At 61.5% G+C, this 21,015-nt stretch carries 18 protein-coding genes; 5 read left to right on the plus strand and 13 right to left on the minus strand.

Features of this window, described 5'->3' with window-relative positions; all coding sequences use genetic code 11:
* Positions 1–18: 18 nt before the first annotated feature.
* The 3 genes from minE to minC form a co-directional block, all read right to left on the minus strand.
* Positions 19–273 (minus strand): cell division topological specificity factor MinE, encoded by a 255-nt coding sequence (gene minE / locus AC1RL5_RS26115; protein ID WP_007898843.1) that lies wholly within the window; start codon positions 271–273, stop codon positions 19–21.
* Complete coding sequence (minD, locus tag AC1RL5_RS26120; protein ID WP_011062650.1) at positions 273–1,085, minus strand: septum site-determining protein MinD; 813 nt, start codon at positions 1,083–1,085, stop codon at positions 273–275. The genes minE and minD overlap by 1 nt, the downstream gene beginning before the upstream one ends.
* A gap of 200 nt (positions 1,086–1,285) precedes the next feature.
* Positions 1,286–2,020, minus strand: a complete 735-nt coding sequence (gene minC, locus AC1RL5_RS26125) for a septum site-determining protein MinC (RefSeq protein WP_011062649.1) — start codon at positions 2,018–2,020, stop codon at positions 1,286–1,288.
* Between the two features lie 122 nt (positions 2,021–2,142).
* Here minC and AC1RL5_RS26130 point away from each other — a divergent pair, with 122 nt between their 5' ends.
* The 3 genes from AC1RL5_RS26130 (at position 2,143) to AC1RL5_RS26140 (ending at position 7,738) form a co-directional block, all read left to right on the plus strand.
* On the plus strand, positions 2,143–3,075 hold the full coding sequence (locus AC1RL5_RS26130; RefSeq protein ID WP_072450669.1) for a lipid A biosynthesis lauroyl acyltransferase: 933 nt from the start codon (positions 2,143–2,145) through the stop codon (positions 3,073–3,075).
* A gap of 50 nt (positions 3,076–3,125) precedes the next feature.
* Complete coding sequence (locus AC1RL5_RS26135) at positions 3,126–4,292, plus strand: patatin-like phospholipase family protein (RefSeq protein WP_492589414.1); 1,167 nt, start codon at positions 3,126–3,128, stop codon at positions 4,290–4,292.
* Positions 4,293–4,546: 254 nt separating this feature from the next.
* Complete coding sequence (locus AC1RL5_RS26140) at positions 4,547–7,738, plus strand: autotransporter family protein (RefSeq protein WP_239690653.1); 3,192 nt, start codon at positions 4,547–4,549, stop codon at positions 7,736–7,738.
* Positions 7,739–7,814: 76 nt separating this feature from the next.
* On the opposite strand, the gene denD is transcribed toward AC1RL5_RS26140, so the two are convergent.
* Positions 7,815–8,789 (minus strand): D-erythronate dehydrogenase, encoded by a 975-nt coding sequence (gene denD, locus AC1RL5_RS26145; RefSeq protein WP_093407762.1) that lies wholly within the window; start codon positions 8,787–8,789, stop codon positions 7,815–7,817.
* Positions 8,790–8,804: 15 nt separating this feature from the next.
* Positions 8,805–10,115, minus strand: a complete 1,311-nt coding sequence (locus AC1RL5_RS26150) for an MFS transporter (RefSeq protein WP_072450665.1) — start codon at positions 10,113–10,115, stop codon at positions 8,805–8,807.
* 160 nt (positions 10,116–10,275) lie between these two features.
* Between AC1RL5_RS26150 and AC1RL5_RS26155 the strand changes: the two genes are divergently transcribed.
* A complete protein-coding gene (locus tag AC1RL5_RS26155; RefSeq protein WP_019093447.1) occupies positions 10,276–11,061 on the plus strand; it encodes a FadR/GntR family transcriptional regulator in 786 nt (261 codons plus the stop codon).
* A 56-nt stretch (positions 11,062–11,117) separates the two neighbouring features.
* Here AC1RL5_RS26155 and AC1RL5_RS26160 read toward each other — a convergent pair whose 3' ends face one another.
* The 7 genes from AC1RL5_RS26160 to puuE form a co-directional block, all read right to left on the minus strand.
* Positions 11,118–11,903, minus strand: coding sequence for an outer membrane protein OmpK (locus AC1RL5_RS26160; RefSeq protein ID WP_011062642.1), 786 nt, complete (start codon positions 11,901–11,903; stop codon positions 11,118–11,120).
* A 638-nt stretch (positions 11,904–12,541) separates the two neighbouring features.
* Positions 12,542–13,900 carry a nucleobase:cation symporter-2 family protein gene (locus AC1RL5_RS26165; RefSeq protein WP_015636603.1) on the minus strand — a complete coding sequence of 453 codons (1,359 nt, stop codon included), beginning with the start codon at positions 13,898–13,900 and terminating at the stop codon, positions 12,542–12,544.
* A 168-nt stretch (positions 13,901–14,068) separates the two neighbouring features.
* Entirely contained in the window at positions 14,069–15,397 is a 1,329-nt protein-coding gene (locus AC1RL5_RS26170; protein WP_072450663.1) for a urate hydroxylase PuuD, read from the minus strand.
* 51 nt (positions 15,398–15,448) lie between these two features.
* On the minus strand, positions 15,449–15,952 hold the full coding sequence (locus tag AC1RL5_RS26175; RefSeq protein ID WP_011062639.1) for an ureidoglycolate lyase: 504 nt from the start codon (positions 15,950–15,952) through the stop codon (positions 15,449–15,451).
* Between the two features lie 83 nt (positions 15,953–16,035).
* A complete protein-coding gene (gene alc / locus AC1RL5_RS26180; protein WP_093407771.1) occupies positions 16,036–17,031 on the minus strand; it encodes an allantoicase in 996 nt (331 codons plus the stop codon).
* A gap of 95 nt (positions 17,032–17,126) precedes the next feature.
* Entirely contained in the window at positions 17,127–17,642 is a 516-nt protein-coding gene (gene uraD / locus AC1RL5_RS26185) for a 2-oxo-4-hydroxy-4-carboxy-5-ureidoimidazoline decarboxylase (protein WP_072450661.1), read from the minus strand.
* On the minus strand, positions 17,639–18,565 hold the full coding sequence (gene puuE, locus AC1RL5_RS26190; RefSeq protein WP_011062636.1) for an allantoinase PuuE: 927 nt from the start codon (positions 18,563–18,565) through the stop codon (positions 17,639–17,641). The genes uraD and puuE overlap by 4 nt, the downstream gene beginning before the upstream one ends.
* Positions 18,566–18,988: 423 nt before the next feature.
* On the opposite strand from puuE, the gene uraH reads away from it, so the two are divergent.
* The gene (gene uraH / locus AC1RL5_RS26195) at positions 18,989–19,342 is read left to right on the plus strand and encodes a hydroxyisourate hydrolase (protein WP_011062635.1); all 354 of its coding nucleotides are present in this window, start codon (positions 18,989–18,991) and stop codon (positions 19,340–19,342) included.
* Between the two features lie 237 nt (positions 19,343–19,579).
* Here the strand turns inward: uraH and AC1RL5_RS26200 are convergent, their stop codons facing one another.
* Positions 19,580–20,929, minus strand: coding sequence for an NCS2 family permease (locus tag AC1RL5_RS26200; protein ID WP_015636600.1), 1,350 nt, complete (start codon positions 20,927–20,929; stop codon positions 19,580–19,582).
* Positions 20,930–21,015: the final 86 nt, after the last annotated feature.

The following is a 21,015-nucleotide window of genomic DNA, read 5'->3' on the forward strand; positions in this document are numbered from 1 at the left end:
TGGCTCCCGTCGGATCAATCAGCGATCAGGCAGGGTGATATTGAGTTCCAGGATCGAGCAGCTGCCCTGGTTTTCCAGAGCGACGTGCACGTCGTCGGACCCGATATTGACGTACTTGCGGATCACTTCCACCAGTTCCTTCTGCAAGGCGGGCAAGTAATCAGGGGTGCTGCGCTGGCCGCGTTCATGCGCCACGATGATCTGTAGACGCTCTTTCGCTACCGACGCGGTGCTGACCTTTTTGCTGGCACGAAAGAAGTCAAAAAGATTCATTATCTACCTCCAAACAGGCGCTCGAAGAATCCCTTCTTCTCGACATCAAGGAACCGGTGCTCCACGGTTTTGCCCAGCAGGCGGTCAACCGCATCGCTGTAGGCCTGGCCAGCATCACTCTGGTCGTCGAGAATCACCGGCACGCCCTGGTTGGAAGCCTTGAGCACTGCCTGGGATTCCGGAATGACGCCGAGCAGGGTCACTGCCAGAATTTCTTTGACGTCTTCAACACCGAGCATTTCGCCATTGCTGACACGCTCCGGGTTGTAGCGGGTCAACAGCAGGTGTTCCTTGATCGCGTCTTCGCCCTTTTCGGCGCGACGGGATTTGCTGGCCAGCAGGCCGAGCATACGGTCGGAGTCACGCACCGAAGACACTTCAGGGTTGGTCACGACAATCGCTTCGTCGGCGAAGTACATGGCCAGGTGCGCGCCTTTCTCGATACCGGCCGGGGAGTCGCAGACCACGAACTCGAAGGTTTCCTTGAGTTCCATCAGGACCTTTTCCACGCCTTCCAGGGTCAGCGCGTCTTTGTCGCGGGTCTGGCTGGCGGCCAGTACGTAGAGGTTTTCCAGGCGCTTGTCTTTGATCAGGGCTTGCTGCAGGTTGGCTTCGCCGTTGACCACGTTGACGAAGTCATACACCACGCGACGCTCGCAGCCCATGATCAGGTCGAGGTTACGCAGGCCGACGTCGAAGTCGACGATCACTGTTTTGTGGCCGCGCAGAGCGAGGCCGGTACCGATAGCGGCGCTGGTGGTGGTTTTACCCACACCACCCTTGCCGGATGTAACCACGAGAATCTTGGCCAAGGTGTTTCACCCCTAAGGAAAAAGGACTTTTAGCCCCTGAAAAACATCTCTTGAAAACTACTGCAGTCGGACAGCCTTGGCTGGAGCTCGGTCAGCGACAGGGTTTATCGTCGATAAACACTGCTGATTGCCAATTTCCTACTTCGTTTGAGCCGTTTTCGCTACGTTTTAGAGATGCTTGGAAAATGCGGCAGTATCCGTTAAAGACGTGTGATGTTCAACACGTCACCCGACAGGCTGACCTGGACTCCGGAGCCCCACAGAGGGTCGCGTCGCAGGTCCTCGGAAACCTTGTACTGGCCTGCGATGGAGATCAGTTCAGCGCTCAATTGCTGACAGAAAATCCGCGCCTTGGTGTCACCCTTGACTCCGGCCAGGGCGCGACCGCGCATGGGGCCGTATACATGGATATTGCCATCGGCGAGAAGTTCCGCACCGGGGCTGACCGAGGACACCACTACCAGATCGCCACCCTGGGCATAGATCTGCTGCCCGCCGCGTACGGGCGAGGTGATGATGCGAGTCGGTTTGATGGTGGGTTCCGGCGGTTTTTCCGGCTTCTTGATTTCACTTTCCGGTGGTTCCAACGGCCGCTCCCGGGCGCCGGAAGGTGGCAGCACCGGCAGGTCGACGGCAATCGCCGCGGCAATGTCTTCGATGCGGCTGGCGCGGATCGCCAGGGTCCGCAGGCCGTGCTGGCGGCAGACGCGCATCAGCCCGGGCAGATCCACCGAGCCTTCGCCAGCAGGCAGCTTGTCCAGGGCCAGTACCAGCGGGGCGTTGCTGAAGAAGTTCGGCGCCTGGGCGACTTTCGCGGCCAGTTGGCGATCGAGGCCTTCTAGGTCGTTGCGGGCCAGTTCCAGCACGGTGATGGCGAGCATGCTGCCCTTTAACTGGAACACAGGATCTTGGTCTAGCGATTCGGTTTGGCTCATGGTCTGCAGAAGGCGGCTTGTCACTAAAAGTGCCGAGACTTATAACGAGATCGCCCGCGCCCCGCAAGCCAGGTCGAACCGATGTAGAATGCGCGACCTTGTTGTCTGTCCCGGAATCTGTAATGGATCGCCCGCGTTTTCGAGCTGCATTCTTGTCTCCACGTTTCTGGCCGCTGTGGCTGGGGCTTGGTGTGTTATGGCTGATTGTCCAGTTGCCCTATGCCGCACTGCTGCACATCGGTCGAGCCCTCGGGGCGCTGATGTACCGGGTGGCCGGTGAGCGCCGGCGAATTGCCAAGCGCAACCTGGAACTGTGTTTCCCGGAAAAGTCCGCCGAGGAACGCAAACGCCTGCTCAAGGAGAACTTCGCCTCCACCGGGATCGCCTTCTTCGAGATGGCCATGAGCTGGTGGTGGTCCAAGCCGCGGCTGGCTCGGCTGGCCCATGTCGAAGGGCTGGACTACCTCAAGCAGGCCCAGCGCGACGGTCATGGGGTGATTCTCATGGCCCTGCACTTCACCACCCTGGAGATCGGCGCGGCGCTGCTGGGCCAGCAACACACCATCGATGGCATGTACCGCGAACACAAGAACCCACTGTTCGACTTCATCCAGCGCCGCGGGCGCGAGCGCCACAACCTCGATTCCCTGGCGGTGGAGCGCGACGACGTGCGCGGCATGCTCAAGCTGCTGCGGTCCGGGCGGGCGATCTGGTATGCGCCGGACCAGGACTATGGCGCCAAGCAGAGCGTTTTCGTGCCGCTGTTCGGTATCCAGGCCGCGACGGTCACCGCTACTAGCAAGTTTGCCCGCCTGGGCAAGGCGCTGGTGGTGCCTTTCACCCAGGAACGCCTGGCCGATGGCAGTGGGTACCGTCTGGTGATCCATGCTCCCCTGACGGATTTTCCCGGTGCCACCGAAGAAGAGGATTGCCTGCGGATCAATCAGTGGGTGGAAACCGCTTTGCGCGCCTGCCCCGAGCAGTACCTCTGGGCTCACCGTCGCTTCAAGAGCCGGCCGCCAGGCGAGCCCAAGCTCTATAAGAAGCGCGGCTGATCCTCTGGCCTTGATGAGCGGCCCTGGTACGCCATGGATGGAGTGAAGCAATGAGTGCTGGACCGGTAACAGGTTTGATTCTTTCCGGCGGTGGCGCCCGGGCCGCTTATCAAGTCGGCGTGCTGGCGGCGATTGCCGAGTTGCTGGGCCCGGGGGCGCGCAACCCGTTCCCGGTGATCGTCGGCACTTCAGCGGGGGCCATCAATGCCGTCAGCCTGGCCAGTGGCGCCGCGGACTTTTCTGCGGCGGTCCAGCGCCTCACGGCGTTCTGGCGCAACTTTCGCAGTGATCAGGTAATGCGCAGCGACTGGCCCGGGGTCATTCGCCAGGCCAGCCGCTTTGTCGGCCACAGCCTGCTGGGGCTGGGTGCCCAGGTGCCGGTGGCGCTGATCAACAACTCGCCGCTGCGCGAGCTGCTCAACGAACACATGCACCTGTCGGGCATCAACGACGCGATTGCCCAGGGCCAATTGCACGCTGTGGCGGTAACCGCGTTCGGCTACGAATCCGGCCAGGCGGTGACCTTCTATCAAGGGGGCGGGGTGATCGATCCCTGGCTGCGGCATCGACGGATCGGCATTCCCACCCATCTGACGGTGGATCACTTGCTGGCCAGTTCGGCGATACCCTTGCTGTTCGCGCCGGTGAAGCTCGACCAGGAGTATTTCGGCGATGGGGCGGTGCGCCAGTCGGCGCCCATCAGCCCGGCCCTGCACCTTGGGGCCAGTCGTGTGCTGGTGGTGGGCGTCAGCGGCAACCCGCGGGGCAACGATCCGGAGAGTGCCGGGCAGCGGACCTATACCGGTCAGGAGCCGACCCTGGCGCAGATTGGCGGGCACATGCTCAACAGCACCTTCATTGACAGCCTGGAAAGCGATATCGAATTGCTGGAGCGGCTCAATCACTTCAGCCGGTTGCTGCCCGGCAGTGCGGCCGACCGCGCCCTGGGTATTGCTCCAGTGGAAGTACTGGTGATTGCCCCCAGCCAGCCTATCGACGAGATAGCAGCACGCCACCGGCATGAGTTGCCAGCGGCGCTGCGAGTGTTTCTGCGCGGCCCCGGGGCGACCCGCACCAGCGGCGCAGGGGTCTTGAGCTATCTGCTGTTCGAAGCGGCCTACTGCAACGAGCTGATCGAGCTGGGCCGCAGTGACGCCCTGGCCAAGCGCGAGGAGCTGGCGCGCTTCCTTGGGCTGGCGAGCGCGCCACGGGCCTGAGTCCGCTTGGAAGCATGCAAGCGCCTGCGTGCGGAACAATGCGCGCAGCCCTGCCTGCTCTCTATTGCCGGCGCTGCCAAGGGCCGGCGCAGTCTTTTAAGAGCAATCTGATTACAAAGGTTCGGGATCGCTTGGATGATGGTGGAGATCAATGTCGATCATCATCGCGGTTCCTCCTGCTTTCTGCGGCCATTTGCTGTCAATTGTGGACATTGTCTTGAGGAGCCTGCGACGCAAATGTGGTAGGTAGTCCCATGCAACTATTGGTCCGCTCGACGCTGTCGGGCCTTTTTACGATGTCCCTCGTGGCTGTGTCGATCCAGGCGCGAGCTGCTGAATACGGCCAGATCGATCTCTCCAATCCGGCTGGCGGTGATTCGATGAGCCTGCATCCGGGCGACTCCGTGATCTATGACGGCCCGGGGGCGGCGATCAACATTTCGGCCAAGGGCAATGACCTGAATGCCGAAGGGGTTGATATCCAGGCCGGTTCCCCGGTCGGCAACTTCACGGTTGGGGTCAGCGCCAGCGATGGTGGACACGTGACTCTGGTGGATAGCCAGGTACTGAGCCACCGCACTTACGCGCTCGAAGCCCGTGGCTCTGGCAGTGAGATCGTCGCTAGTGGCACCTCGCTCACTTCCCGGCAATCATTTGGTGCGTACGCGCACGGTGGGGGCCGTATCACGCTTGACGGTGGCAGCATTACCACCCTCGGCACCTATGGTCATGGCGTGGTCGCCTCGGATGCGGGAACGGCTCTGGACGCTCGCAATCTGAGCATCTCTACCAGTAATGCCAACGGATATGGCGCCGAGGTGTCCCAGCGCGCCTCAATGACGCTGGAGGCGGTCACCATCAATACGGCGGGCGAGGACGCTTCGGTTCTGTATGTCAGGGGGGCCGGATCAAGCCTGGCCTTCATCGACAGCCATGGCACTTCTGCAAGCTACTCCGGCGCCCGACTTTATGGTGGCAAGTTCTCGATGCTTGGCGGCAGCCTCACCGCCCACGAGGACGCAGTATTTCTGGGGTACGACTTCGACGGCGTTGGCTCGTCAGCCGATATTCGCGATGCAACGCTGAGCTCCAGCAATGGCTATGGGCTCAACCTCAATGGCGACGCCGCCAGCGCCACGTTGAATAACGTCCGCATCAGTTCCTCTGGAGCTCAAGCAGGCGGAATATGGATGTTCATGCCCGAGACGAAGCTGGTGGCCGATCGCTTCAGCATCGACACCTACGGCGCCCAGTCTGCCCACGGGCTGGATAATCGGGCCGGCCAGGCGACGCTGAGCAACGGCAGCATCACTACTCACGGTGCGAATTCGCTGGGTTTGTACCTGTACAACCAGTTCGACAGCGATGCCAGCATTGAGGCGAGCAATATCAGGATTGAAACCTTCGGCGCCGGATCCTTCGGCGCCCTGGCACAAACTACGGGAGCCGACCTGCGCCTGGCACAGTCTGAGGTCGTCACCCATGGGCAAGCGGCCCATGGTCTGTTCGTGCGGGCGGACGATGTACGTCTGGCCGCCAGTAGCACCGAGGTCATCACCAACGGCAACGGTGCGTCCGCCCTGGCACTGGGCAATGGTGCGGTAGCAATTTTGGAGAACTCCCGGCTGGCCACTCACGGGGACCTGGCGTCTGGCGTCTGGAGTTATGTCAACAGCGGGACGGCGAGCAATAGCCTTTCGCTGACCGGCAGTCAGATCAGTACCCAGGATGGCGCAGGCTTGCTGGCCAGTGGCGGCGATCATCAGTTCACTCTGATGAACTCGAGCATTGTTGCGCGTGCCGATGGGCAGGAGGCCCAGGGCATCTTTCTGCAGACCCACCAGGCAATGTTGAACAATGTTCCCGTCGATACCGGCCAGGTCAGTGTCGAGGCCAGCGGCTCGACGCTGGTGGGCGATGTCTTTGCCCAGAGCGGCAGTGTGGACCTGAGCCTCAGCGCCGGCTCGGAATTGACGGGGGCTCTGCGGGCCGAGAGTGGAGGGCGGATCAACAGCCTGCTGCTCGATGACAGCAGCCGCTGGAACATACGCAGTGACTCGACACTGGGCACCTTGACCAACAACGGTACGCTGGTGTTCGGCGCAGCCGGTTTCCAGACCCTGACCGTTAACGACTACATCGGTAATGGCACGATGGTATTCAGCAGCCACCTGGGCGACGACACGTCCCCCAGCGACCGGCTGGTCATCGATGGTGGAACGGCTAGTGGCCGAACCGCAGTGCGAGTGCTCAACGCTGGCGGTAAGGGGGGGCTGACGCAGGTGGGGATCCCCCTGGTGCAGGCGATCAATGGCGGAACCATCGCAGCCGACGCCTTCTACCTGGACACGGGCTCCAGCGGTTATCGTTGGAGCGTCGGCAGCCTTTCGATCAATGGCTATGAGTACAGCCTGGTGCAAGGTGGCAACTCGGGCAACACGAATGACTGGTACCTGACCTCAGAAGCCCACCAGGTGGCACCGGAAGGCGGGGCATATATCGGCACCCAGCAGGCCACCAGGACAATGTTCGACCATGGCCTGCAGGACCGTGCCAGCAAGCGCAGCCTGGGGGCCGACCGCCAGGATTCGGGACTCTGGATGCGGGCCCAGGGGCGGCATGACAAGGGCATGCGCATGGCCGAAGGCAAGGTCGATATCGATTCCAGCAGCGATGTGGTGCAGATGGGCGGAGCCTTGCTGCGCCGGCCGGTGGGCGCGCAAGGCGCGCTCTATGCCGGGCTCATGGCGGGCTATGGCGACGCGCGCATCGACTCGACCTCCACATTGATGCGCCGCGACACCAATACTGCTGTTCGCGCGAAGGCCCATGGCAAGGTCTCGGGTTATTCGGCGGGCGTGTATGGCACTTTCTATGCGGATGACGTGAACCGGCTGGGCGCCTATGTCGACACCTGGTTGCAGTACGGTCGCTATACCAACCGGCTGAGCAGTGAACTGGGGTCCGCCGATTATGATTCGAACCTATGGTCGACCTCCCTGGAGTCCGGCTATGCATTGGCGCCATTTGCCGCTGATTCTCCCTTCCGGGCCTGGGTGGTGGAGCCTCGCGGGCAGCTGATCTATAGCCGTTATACCGCCAGGGCCGCAGACTTGCGGGATACGCGGTTGCGCAGTGGCACTGCCGATTCCTGGCGTTCCAGTATTGGCGTGCGGCTCTACCAGCAGCCTGGTCAGGCAGCCGATGAATCGGTGCTGCGACCCTTTCTCGAAGCCAACTGGCTGCATAGCGAAGCGGTGCCGTCGGTACGGATGGGGAGTAACAGCTTCGATGCCAGGCCATCGCGGGATGCTCTGGAATTGAAGGTAGGAGCCCAGGTGCGGGTCGCTCGGGATGTGGAGCTATCCAGTCATCTATTCGGCCATTCGGGAAGCGCCAGCGAGTACGGTTACGGCGGGCAGTTGAACCTGAGCTACAGCTGGTAGTGCTTGCAGGTCTTGTGGCAAACCCAGCGAGGACGGCCTCCAGCTCAAGGAGGCCATCCTGGGGGCGGTCCGTTGTTCAACGATGCAGATAATCCCTGATGAACTGTCGGATCACGCTGGCAAAGTCCGGGTCCGCGGTGAAGCCCAGTTGGTTTGCATAAGGTGTGCTGAACGCTCCCGGCCAAGAGCCGACGATGCGCTCGACGGCTGCGTCCGGCCGCAATTGAACCTGCCGGGCCACTGCGTCACCGGCCACCTCGCGCAGCGCATCGATCATCTGCTCCACTGTCTGTGACAAACCGGGCATGTTGATTACTCGGCCCTGGCTCAAGCGCTCGGCGGCCAGCTCGTGACCGTGAACCAGGTTGGCAATGGCCTGTGCCGGTGACATCAGCCATAGTCGGGTGTTCAAGGGCACCGGGCAGACACTGGCCTGACCGTTGAGGGGCTCACGGATGATGCCGCTGGCAAAGCTTGATGCCGCCAGATTCGGCTTGCCCGGGCGCACGACGATGGTGGGCATGCGCAGGCTGCGGCCATCGACGAAGCCGCGACGGCTATAGTCGGCCAGCAGCAGGTCGTTCATGGCTTTCTGGGTGCCATAGGAACTCTGAGGTGACCAGACTTGATCATCGCCGACGGTGTCCGGCAGTTGCCCACCGAAGACGGCCACCGAGCTGGTCATCACCCACTTTGGGCAAGTACCCAACTGTCGCGCGCGTTCCAGCAGTCCCTGGGTGGCGCTGAAGTTGACGCGCATGCCCAGATCGAAATCGCTTTCTGCCTGGCTGGAGACCACTGCGGCCAGGTGAAAGATGCTTTGGGTGTCGGCGTCGATCAGGTGCGCCAGTACCTGGGGATCGGTGATATCCCCACCCTTGACCTGGACCCGAGGGTCGTCGAGGCCTTGCACGGGGTCGCGGTCGAACGCGGTAATCCGCTGAATGGGGCGCAACTGGCCGTGACGGTCGGTGAGTGAGCCGCGCTCGAGCAGGGCCTGGATCAGCCGGCGTCCGAGAAACCCGGCGGCGCCGGTGACAAGAATATTCATGAGTGACTCCAACTATCAGCGATTGACCAGTTTTCCGGGGATCTTGAAGACCAGCAGGGCTCCGACGAACAGCGCACTGGCCATCACGTACATGCCGATGGTGGTGCTCTGGGTCAGGTCCTTGAGAAAGCCCATCAGGTAGGGCGAAACGAACCCGGCGAGATTGCCCCAGGAGTTGATCAGGGCAATCCCGGCTGCCGCAGCGGTACCGCCGAGAAAGGCGGTGGGCAGGCTCCAGAACAGTGGCAGGGTGCTGAAGGCGCCCATGGCCCCCAGGGTCAGGCCGATCATCGACACTGTGAAATTGTCGCTCCAGGTGGCGGAAATCATCAGCCCCACCCCACCCAGCACCGCGGTCAGCGCCAGGTGCCAGCGACGTTCGCGCAGGCGGTCGGCACTGCGGGATATCAACACCATGGTCAGTGCCGCTGCGGCATAGGGAATCGCGGTGAGCATGCCGACCTGGAAGACGTCGCTGACGCCTGCCTGGCGAATCAAGGAGGGCAGCCAGAATCCGACTGTGTAGAAGCCGGCGATCATGCAGAAGTAGATGGCGGTCAGCAGCCAGATCCGTGGCTGCCCGAACACTTGGCGCACGCTGTGTACCTGGTGGCCGTCGGTTTCGGCTTCGATCCTGCTCTGCAGCAGGGTCTTCTGTTCCCGGGTCAGCCAGCCGGCGTCGGCGATCCGGTCGCTGAGGCAGTAGATCACCAGGCCGCCCACCAGAATCGAGGGCAGGCCTTCGAGAAAGAACATCCACTGCCAGCCGGCGAATCCGTGATGGCCATTGAGAGCGCTCATGATCCAGCCGGATAGCGGTGCGCCGATCAGCCCCGAAAGCGGCACGGCGGTAGCGAACAGTGCGTACATCTTGCCGCGGCGGTTGGAGGGGAACCAGTACGACAGGTAGAGGATCACCCCCGGGTAGAACCCGGCCTCGGCGATGCCCAGTAGAAAGCGCATGACATAGAAGGAAGTGGGGGTGTTGACGAAGGCCATGCACGAGGAAATGAGGCCCCAGCTGATCATGATGCGCGCGATCCACAGCCGCGCGCCGACTCGATGCAGGATCAGGTTGCTGGGGATCTCCACCAGAAAGTAGGCAATGAAGAAGATCCCGGCGCCCAGGCCATAGACCGCTTCGGAAAACTGCAGGTCTTCGGACATCTGCAGCTTGGCGAAGCCGACGTTGACCCGGTCCAGATAGGCCACCAGGTAGCACAGCAACAGTAGCGGCAGGATGCGCCAGGCGACTTTACGGTAGGCCAGGTCCTCGAAGGAGGCGGTGACCGGGGCCGATGCGGTTTGCGACAGTGATTCAGGCATGTCTTTACCCATCCTTGTTTCTTGTATTTGGGTGATTTTGTTTTTATCGGACTTGCTGACATGGCTTAGATAACATAATACATCATACGAATTCAATGGCGGGCTTCGGGCAGGACGGCGTGCCTGAAATGCAGTACCGTTAGCCAATTTGACTACCGAGATGCCCATGTCCAAGCCTGATAACGCTTTCCCCGCTGCCGATTCCCTGGCGACGCTCAAGGATTCGGCCAAGGGCACGCTGGCGGACCAGGTGACTGCGGCGCTCAAGGCACACATCGCCAATGGCGAAGTCCTGCCGGGAGCGCGCCTGCCCACCGAACCGGTTCTGTGCGAGCGTTTCGGCGTCAGCCGCACCGTCATCCGCGAGGCCATATCGCGCTTGAAATCGGCGGGTCTGGTGGAGGTGCGCCAAGGCAGCGGCACCGTGGTGTGTGAGGGCGCCCATATCAAGGCGTTCACTATCGACCTGGACGTACGTGGCTCGATCGAGGCGGTGCTCAGGGTCACCGAACTGCGTCGTGGTATCGAAGGCGAGGCGGCGGCCCTGGCGGCCCAGCGCCATACCCCTTCGCAGTTAGAGGCGATTCATCAGGCGCTGCTGGCTATCGATAGCGCCGAGCAGGCGGGTCAGGATGGGGTGGAGCAGGACCTGGCGTTCCATCTGTCGATTTCCCAGGCCACCGGTAACCCGCTGTACCCCTCCCTGCATGAATTCATTGCGCAATTCATCAAGGAAGCGATTCGTATCACCCGCTCCAATGAGGAACGGCGCAAGGATCTGGCGCGCACGGTGCGCGCCGAGCATCTGGCGGTCTATCGGGCGATTGCGGCGCGGGATGTCGAAGGGGCGAGGCAAGCGGCGCTGAGCCACATCCATAACGCGGTGGAGCGGCTCAAGAGTGCCGATCCGGCATTCTGGCGGGATTCCGGTTCACGCATTGCCTGATGGCAAATACCGCCTGCGCCCCTCCATGGAGGGGCGCAGGCGGCATCAGCCAAGCATCAGAAGTGGTACTTGACCAGCAGGCTGGCGGTGTCCTGGTTGGTCTCGAAGTTGCGCGAGTCCTCGATACCGTACTTGTTCTTCCAGTAGTCGTACTCGAAGCCGACGTACAGCTGCTTGGCGCCCCAATTCAGCGCCTTGCCCAGGTCGTACTTGATCTGCGGGTTGAAGTGCAGGTTGGCGTGGTAGGTACCCTTGGCGTTCTGGTCGTTGTCCACCACCCAGTCCATGTAGCCGTCGATCAGGATGTCCGAGCGGCCCACGGGAATGGTGTAGGACCACACTGGCGTGATCTGCCAGACGTTGTCGCCCGGGCGGCTGCCCTCGGTGTGGCGCTGGTAGAAGTTCAGTTGGAAATAGTCGAAGCCAGGGACTGCCAGGTCGAAGCCCGGGCCGATCAGGTAGGACTCGTTGTCACCCTCGCCAAACTCGTAGGTGAACGCCAGGAGCACGTCCTTGATTGGGCCGAATTCAAGTTTCTGGTCGAAGATCTTGCCGAACGACAGGCGTGGCGTGAACTCGCCGTAGTAAGTGTCCGGGCCGACGTTGCCGTCTTCCTTGCCGTTATAGAAGATGCGGTCGAGGAAGAAAAAGTTATCCCCGTACTTCCAGGCATCGGCATGTTCGAAAGTAACCGTCTGTTGAATCTGCGGGTTAACTTCGAAGTTCTTGCCATACAAGTAAGTCAGGCTGTTGTTCTGCCATTGCAACAGGTCGCCAGCCACGGCCTGCCCCCCGGCCAGCAAGCTGGCGGCCAACATCAGGCTCTTGCACATCGGTTTCATTCGGTTGCTCCCAAGTAGGTAGTTCCACGTTTTTTTGGCTTGGCGCTCTGGTTTGGCGCCTTTTTTCGTTGCTGCAAAAAACCATCCGATCGGTCAGCTTTGTTGCTGTTAGCAAGAGCTGAGCCAAGGCCGAAAAAAAGCAAAAAACTCCCGTCCGGCTGTAGCGATACCGCCGGGCGAGAGTGTTTTTCGCGATGTTTTCTTGCGCCTTGTTACCTGTCCAGGCCGGGATAAGTTGGCTATTGGGTCAGGTTTTTCATCCGGTCTTTTTTTTAGACCAGACTTGCGCGGCCGCGGAGAATACTGGCTCTCACGGCAGGGCTCAAGTGCTCCGCAACGGCGCACTTGCAACCACTTTGGGGCGGGTATGCGGGCCATCTCAGGCAAGCATCCGCATTGAAGGGCAATAGAGTGCCAATGACTGGCGGCCGTCAGGGGGATTGCATGGCGCTAATGGCCGTCCAGCGGCCACCGCCAGGAAAGCCTGGGCAGGCTGCATAGGTGTTGCTCCCTGTTTGTTCTTATTTTCAAGGCGCAGCGTCTAATGGGCAGCGCTCGATCCTGAGTGGGCGAGCGCTGCGGTCAAGCGTGAACGGTGAAGCAAGGTCAGGGCGCCGAGCCGGCACCCTGTTGGTGATTCAGTGCTGATGGGCGTGATGCGCATTGCTGGCCGCGCGCTCGCTGCCCCCGAGAATGTTGAACAGCAGGTTCAGCACCAGCGCACTCAAGGTCGCCATGGCGATGCCACTGTGGGTGATGGGGCTCATCCACAGGGGCAGGTGGGCGAAGAACTCCGGGCGCACCACGGGAATCAGGCCCATGCCGATGCTCACGGCCACCAGCAACTGATTGCGCCGGTCGGCGATGTCAGCTTCCTGGAGGATCTTGATCCCGGTCGCAGCCACCATGCCGAACATGGCGATGGCCGCGCCACCCAGTACCGCCGGTGGAATCGACGCCACCAGGAACGCCGCCTTGGGCAGCAGGCTGAGGACGATCAGCAGGCCGCCGGCGACCATGGTCACGGAACGGCAGCGCACGCCGGTCATCTGCACCAGGCCGATGTTCTGGGCAAAGGAGGAGTGGGTGAAGGTGTTGAGGAAGCCAGCGAAGAACGATGCCCCGGCATCACACAGCAAGCCGCGACGCAGCATGCGTGGGGTGACCTCCTGGCCGGTGATCTTGCCCAGGGCCAGGAACATCCCGGTGGACTCGACGAAGATGATCACCACCACCAGGCACATGGAGAGGATCGGGGCCAGGTGGAACTGCGGCATGCCGAAGTGCAGCGGTGTGACCACCTGCAGCCAGGGCGCCTGGGCCATGCCGCTGAGGTCGACCATACCGATCAGGCCGCAGAGGATGTAGCCCAGGCCCATGCCGATCAGTACCGAGATGTTCACCCAGAAGCCGCGCATGAAGCGGTGGATCAGCAGGATGGTACCCAGCACCAGGGCGGCGATGGTCAGGTAGATGGGCGAGCCGAACTGGGCCGCGCTGCTGCCTCCGCCTGCCCAGTTCACCGCCACGGGAAACAGCGAGAGACCGATCGAGGTGATGACCGTGCCAGTGACCAGCGGCGGGAAGAAGCGCACCACCTTGGACATGAACGGCGCGATCAGCATGCCGAAGAAACCGGCGGCGATGGTTGCGCCGAAAATTCCCTGCATGCCGATGCCGGGCATGCCGGCCATGGCCACCATGCTGCCCACCGCGGCGAAGCTGGCCCCCATCATCACCGGCATGCGAATGCCCATGGGGCCGATGCCCATTGACTGGACGATGGTGGCAATCCCGGCAACCAGCAGGTCGGCATTGATCAGGAAGGCGATTTCTTCACGACTCAGGCCAGCGGCCTGTCCGATGATCAGCGGTACCGCGATTGCACCGCCATACATCAGCAGGACGTGCTGCAGACCGACCAGGATCAGTTGCAGGAAGGGCAAGCGCTGAATGGCGGGCGCATCGGGGACGCACTGTTCGGATGAATCGGACATGCAACACCTCGGATCTTTTTATTCTTGTGATTTAACCGCTGCGTCTTTACGCGCAACGTGTTTGCAACAGGCGAATCTTCTGACTGATGGCAAGAAAGCCCGCTCCTACAGACAGTTGCGGTCCTGTAGGAGCGAGCTTGCTCGCGAATCAGCCGGGAACCAGGCTGATCAGTTGGTCTGGGCTCCCTGGGCAATCCAGGCACCGACCAGTTCACGTTCCTGCTGGGTCATCTGGGTGATGTTGCCCAGCGGCATGATCTGGCTGGCGACGGCCTGGGCCTGGATCCGCGCGGCTTGCAGGCGGATCTGCTCTGGAGTGTCGAACATCACCCCTGCCGGTGCTGCGCTGAACAGGGGGCTGGTTGGCTTGGCCGAATGGCAGACCGCGCAACGCTCCTGGATCACGCTATGCACCTTGTCGAAGGACGGGCCGGCATTGGCCGCCTGCGCCGGGGCGCTGGCCGGAGCCGTTGCCGCAGCGGCTGGAGCGGCCGGTGGCGGTGCCTCTGTCGCAGCCGAGGTTGCCGGCTTGCCGCCCAGGGCGGTTTCAGGCAGTGGCTGGTACTGGGTCTGGGCCTTGGCCACTTCCGGAGCGCTTGGCGCCGGGGTCGGGCCGGTCACGTAGGCCAGGCAGATCATGCCCAGTGCCGCGACGGGCAGGGTCCAGGCGAACTTGTGGCTGTCATGACGGGTGTTGAAGTAATGACGCACCAATACCGCCAGGACCGCGATCCCGGCCAGGATCAACCAGTTGTACTGGCTGCCGTAGGTGCTCGGGAAGTGGTTGCTGATCATGATGAACAGCACGGGTAGGGTGAAGTAGTTGTTGTGACGCGAGCGCAGCAGGCCCTTGGCCGGCAGGGTCGGGTCGGGGGTGCGGTTTTCCGCGATCGCTGCCACCAGCGCGCGCTGGGCCGGCATGATGATGCGGAACACGTTGCCCACCATGATGGTGCCGATGATGGCGCCCACATGCAGGTACGCGCCACGGCCACTGAACACCTTGCTGAAGCCATAGGCAGCGCCGATCAGCAGGAGGAACAGGATGAAGCCGAGCAGGGCGGGTTTCTTGCCCAGTGGCGAATCGCAGAGGAAGTCATAGACGAACCAGCCGGCGATCAACGCACCGATACCGATGGCCACGCCTTCAGGGCCGGTCAGACCGCTGCCGGGGGCAACCAGGTAGAGCATCGGGTTGAAGTAGAACACCAGGCACAGCAGGGCAATCCCGGACATCCAGGTGAAGTAGGCTTCCCATTTGAACCAGTGCAGGTTCTCCGGCATCGAGGGCGGTGCCAGCTTGTATTTTTCCAGGTGATAGATACCACCGCCGTGAATCGCCCAGAGGTCGCCGGACAGGCCGTCCTTGGGGTTGACGCGGTTGAGGTTGTTCTCCAGCCAGACGAAATAGAACGATGCGCCGATCCAGGCCACACCAGTGATCATATGTACCCAACGCACGCTCAGGTTGAGCCATTCCAACAGATGTGCTTCCACAGTCTTTACCTCTTGCCTGCCACCCTTGTTGTCGGGTGATCAGACCTTCTCTTATTGGTGGGGGGCGAGGATCAAACGCTCATCCTCTTTGAAGAAATGCTCATCGCAGTTGTTGCCAGTGCCACTGCGATCAACCACCAGGAAGTCATCCCGCTTTTCGATCGTCAGCACCGGGTGGTGCCAGACGCCGCGATGGTAATTAATGCCCTGCCTGCCATTACTGACAAAGGCACGGACCAAGCCCGATACAGGTTCATCGCCAAGTGGCGCGACCACGATCAGAAAGGGATTGCCGAGCAGCGGGATGAAAGCCTGGCTGCCCAGCGGATGGCGTTCCAGCATGCGGATGGTCAGCGGCATGTCCAGCGCGTCGGCGCGGAAGATGCTGATGATGGCCTGGTCTTCCGGCTGAGCGGTCTCGACCGTTGCCAGGCGGTGGAAGCGCATGGTCGAACCGTTGTTGATCATGAAGTGATCGCTGCCGTCGGTCTCGATTACGTCACCGAAAGGGGCGAAGGCTTCTTTGCTCAGGGGCTCAATCACTAATGTGCGCATGCTGTTCTTCTTATCTCGAGTTCGTTGTTGTCTGGTCCGTGGCTACTGCGGGCAAACCGGTCGCCCGCGCGCTGCGCGACCCTTTATTTTTTGACCTTGCCCAGCAGTCTCAGGCGGCTGACGCCACCGTCCGGGAATACATTCAGGCGCACGTGGGTAATAGCCCCCAGTGCCCTGATCTGTTCGACGAAGCTGTGTTCGGCGTGCATTTCCAACTTCTGGCTGGGTAGCAGTTCACGCCAGAACAGGCTCTGGGTTTCGATCTGGCTGTCGGTGCCACCCTTGACGAAGGCGCCCTGGATCGAGCAGCTGTCCGGGTAGTTGCCTTTGAAGTGCAGGGTGTCGACGATGATCTTTTCGATTTCACCGGCATGGCCCAGGGCGATGATCACCCAGTCGTTGCCGGGAGTACGGCGCCGGGCGGTTTCCCAGCCGTCACCCATGTTGATGCCGCGGCCGGGGTTGAGGAGGTTGCCCATGCGCCCGAAGTGCTCGTCGGAGCAGGCCAGGGCGCGGCCGCCGTTGAGGGCGGCAGCCAGGTCGACCTGTTCGTCGTCGCCGATGGCCGACCAGTCGCGGTAGGGAATGCCGTAGACCCGCAGCCGTGCTACGCCGCCATCGGGGTAGATGTTGAAGCGCAGGTGGCTGAACGGCTGGTGGTGGTGGATCTCGTGGTAGTGGTGGCTGTTGCCCTGCAACTCCACCGCCGACAGCACTTCGGTCCACTGGGTGTTTTCATCCGGTTCGCCTGCGGCCAGGAAGCAGGCTTCCAGGGAGGCCGAGGGCGGGAAGTTGCCCGTGAAGAATGAAGTGTCGATGTCCACGCCCTTGATCGAGCCGGCCACGCCGAGACGGATGACCGCACTGTCGTAGCCTTCGAAGCGCTTGCGGCGTGATTCCCAGCCATCCATCCACTTGCCGTTGTCATCGAATACGCCTTCCTTCCACACCGCCGGAGTCGGTTGGAACAGGCGGTTGGCGTCGGCGAACCAGTCATCGGTGACCGAGATGATCTTGGTCCCCAGCCGGGCATCGGCCAGGTTGACGAACTTCTCGAAAGCTACGGCGTTGGTTTTCATTCTTCTTGTCTGCCTTGAATTCAGTGGCCGGGGTGCTCGCGAGGCCCTGGGAAATGCATCGGTGCAGATGCTTTCTCGGGCCAGGCGGGCAATCGCTACAGGGTCAGCAAGCGGAACAGGGCGATCTTGTTGATTTCTGCCAGTGCGCATTTGAACTCGGTGTCCACCGAGTTGTGGATGCGGGTTTCGAATGCGGCGAGGATCTGGTGCCGATTGCTGCCCTTCACCGCCATGATGAAGGGAAACTTGAACTTGGCCTTGTAGGCGTCGTTGAGCTCGGTGAAGCGCTGGAACTCTTCGGCGGTGCATTGGTGAATACCTGCGCCGGCCTGCTCATTGGTACTGGCTTCGGTCAACTGGCCCTGGACGGCGGCTTTGCCGGCCAGGTCCGGGTGAGCGTTGATCAGTGCCAGCTGGCTGGCGTGATCGGCGCTCAACAGGATGTCGCTCATGCGCTGGTGCAGGGTCTCGATCTGGTCGACGGAGGCGTCGAGCCCCAGTTCGTAGGCCTTTTCGGCAACCCACGGCGAGTGTTCGTAGATGTCGGCGAAGGCCCTGACGAAATCTTCGCGGCTCAGGGTCGAGGGCTTGAGGCTCTGGAAGGCAGTCATTTCGCCGCTCCCTGGTAAGGGTGGGTCTGTTGCCAGTGACGGGCGATGTCCACCCGGCGGCTGAACCACACCTGCTCGTGGCCCTTGACGTATTCGAGGAAGCGCTTGAGCGAGGCCAGGCGCGCCGGGCGGCCGATCAGGCGGCAGTGCAGGCCGATGGAAAGCATCTTCGGCGCTTCGGCACCTTCGGCGTAGAGCACATCGAAGGCGTCCTTCAGGTACTGGAAGAAGTCGTCGCCCTTGTTGAAGCCCTGCACCTGGGTAAAGCGCATGTCGTTGGTGTCCAGGGTGTAGGGGATTACCAGGTGCGGCTTGCCGGTGGGGTTGTTGGGTTCCCAGTAGGGCAGGTCGTCGTCGTAGGTGTCGCAGTCATAGAGGAAGCCGCCTTCCTCCATCACCAGGCGCCGGGTGTTCGGGCCGGTGCGGCCGGTGTACCAGCCCAGTGGGCGTTCGCCGGTGATTTCGGTGAGGATGCGGATCGCTTCGAGCATGTGCTCGCGTTCCTGGGCCTCGTCCATGTACTGGTAGTCAATCCAGCGGTAGCCGTGGCTGCAGATCTCGTGGCCGGCTTCGACCATGGCGCGGATCACGTCCGGGTGACGCTGGGCGGCCATGGCCACGGCGAAGATGGTCAGTGGAATGTCGAATTCCTTGAACAGCTTGAGAATCCGCCAGACGCCGGCACGGCTGCCATACTCGTACAGCGATTCCATGCTCATGTTGCGCTCGCCCTGCAGCGGTTGCGCCGAGACCATTTCCGAGAGGAAGGCTTCCGATTCCTTGTCGCCATGAAGGATGTTGCGCTCGCCGCCCTCTTCGTAATTGAGCACGAAGGACAGGGCGACGCGGGCATTGCCCGGCCAGTGAGGGTGAGGAGGGTTGGAGCCGTAACCGATCAGGTCGCGAGGGTAGTCAGCGCTCACTGCAGTCTTCCTTCTTATTCGTGATAACGGTGGCGTGGCGGAACCTGAAGCCGGAAAGCCAGGTGGGCGTCACTGCGATGGAATTATTGTATACAAGTTTGTCTTCACTTTGTAAGCCTGATTTTTTGCATTTTTCCGCTTTCATCGCTATGGCTGTCACCTGCAAGAAACTTGCCTGGATGGTCAGCTAATGGATGACAAGTCGTCTGTCGCTATGGCGTTCAGGCAAATCCGCTGATGCATTCGAAGGGGCTCGGGGCCGGGAATATTTGCGATTATTATTGTGTACAATTTTTTTGAAAAATGTCTTAATCTTGCTCTCGCCGCAGCTTTTCACTGGTCGAAACGCTGCGGTCTCCTTCAATTACTGACTCCGGGAGGCGCGAGGCCTGAACGCTTGAAGGCGCCAGGCACGCAGAATCAATGGGACGTTTGACTACACACGTTTTGGATGCCGCACATGGCTGCCCTGGCAGCGCTATCAAGGTCGAGCTGTATCGAGTGGAAGGGGCCCAGCTGGAATTGGTCGCCAGCACCCTGACCAACAGCGATGGCCGTTGCGATGCGCCGCTGCTGCAGGGTGATGACTACCGTTCCGGTGTGTACCAGCTGCACTTCCATGCCGGTGACTACTACCGTGCCCGTGGTGTGCAACTGCCGCAGCCGGCGTTCCTGGATGTGGTGGTACTGCGGTTCGGCATCAGCGCCGAGCAGGACCACTATCACGTACCGCTACTGATCTCGCCTTACAGCTATTCGACCTACAGAGGAAGCTAGGACTTTCCCCCCAAGAATCCTGCGCAAATAGCTTCTTTGGTCCTTGCCCGCCCACACTGCGGGCTTTTTTTCGTCTGGCATAAAGCCTTCACTGGTCGTCGGCTCCACTCGATCCCGCAGGAGCCGGCTCGCCGCCGAAAGGGCCCTGTGACCGCCCCGGACCTGCTGGCCACAGCCGATCATCGGCAACGAAAAAGCCCCATCCAGCGGGACGGGGCCTGTGTGGAGCAGGGCGCCCTAGAGGAAAATGAACTTGGCGATGAAAATCGCGCACAGCACATACAGGCTGATGGAGATTTCCTTGTACTTGCCGGTGCCGGCCTTCAGCACTACATAGGTGATGAAGCCCAGGGCAATGCCATCGGCGACGGAAAAGGTCAGGGGCATCATGATCGCGGTGACGATGGCCGGAATGCTGTCGGTGGCCTCGTCCCAGTTGATGTGGGCCATGCCGCCCATCATCAGCATCGCCACATAGATCAGCGCGCCGGCGGTGGCATAGGCGGGGATCATGCCTGCCAGGGGAGCGAAGAACATTGCGGCAATGAACAGCACGCCCACGGTGACCGCGGTCAGCCCGGTGCGGCCACCAGCGGCGACCCCGGCGGCACTTTCCACATAGCTGGTGACTGGTGGTACACCGACCACGGCACCGAACACGCTGGAGGCACTGTCCGCCTTGAGTGCGCGGGAGAGGTTCTCGATCTTGCCATCGGCGTTCACCAGGCCGGCGCGCTGGGCCACGCCCATCAGGGTGCCGGCGGTGTCGAACATGTGCACGAAGAGGAACGCCAGGACCACGCTGATCATGCTGACGTTGAACACCCCGGCGATGTCCATGGCCATCCAGGTCGGCGCCAGGCTCGGCGGAGTGGACATGATCCCGTTGTAGTGCACCAGGTCCAGGCCCCAGCCGGCCAGGGTCACGGCGATGATACTGATGAGAATCGCGCCGAAGACCCGGTGATAGCTGAGCACTGCGATCATCAAGAAGCAGACGGCCGCCAGCAGTGGGCCGGGGTCTCGCAGGTTGCCGAGCTTGATCAGGGTGGCCGGGCTGTCGACGATGATGTTGGCCGTCTTCAGGCCGATCAGGCCGAGAAACAGCCCGACCCCGGCACCCATGGCGAACCGCAGGCTCACCGGAATGCTGTTGAGCAGCCATTCACGTACCCGCGACAGGGTCAGGATCATGAACAGCACACCGGAAATGAACACCGCGCCAAGGGCGGTTTCCCAGTGGTAGCCCATGGTGCCGACCACGGTGTAGGTGAAGAAGGCGTTGAGCCCCATGCCCGGTGCGAGGCCCACCGGCCAGTTGGCGTACAGGCCCATCAACAGGCAGCCCAGGGCGGCGGCGATGCAGGTGGCGACGAAGGCTGCGCCGTGATCGATGCCGGCGTCGGCCATGATGTTGGGGTTGACGAAGATGATGTAGGCCATGGTGATGAAGGTTGTCAGACCGGCAATCAACTCGGTCTTCACCGTGGTGCCATGCAACCTGAGTTTGAAGATGCGCTCCAGCCAGCCGCTGTTCAGCGACGGCGAGAGATCGAGCGTAGAGGCTTCGGATTTGCGGCTTTCCACAGCGAGTACTCCTCAAGAGTTTTATTGTTTTTTCCAGAGCCGGACACGCAAGGGTGGACAGCGGCTCTTTGAGGCAGGTAAGGCGT

Source organism: Pseudomonas sp. GW822-FHT06D10, assembly GCF_058799535.1.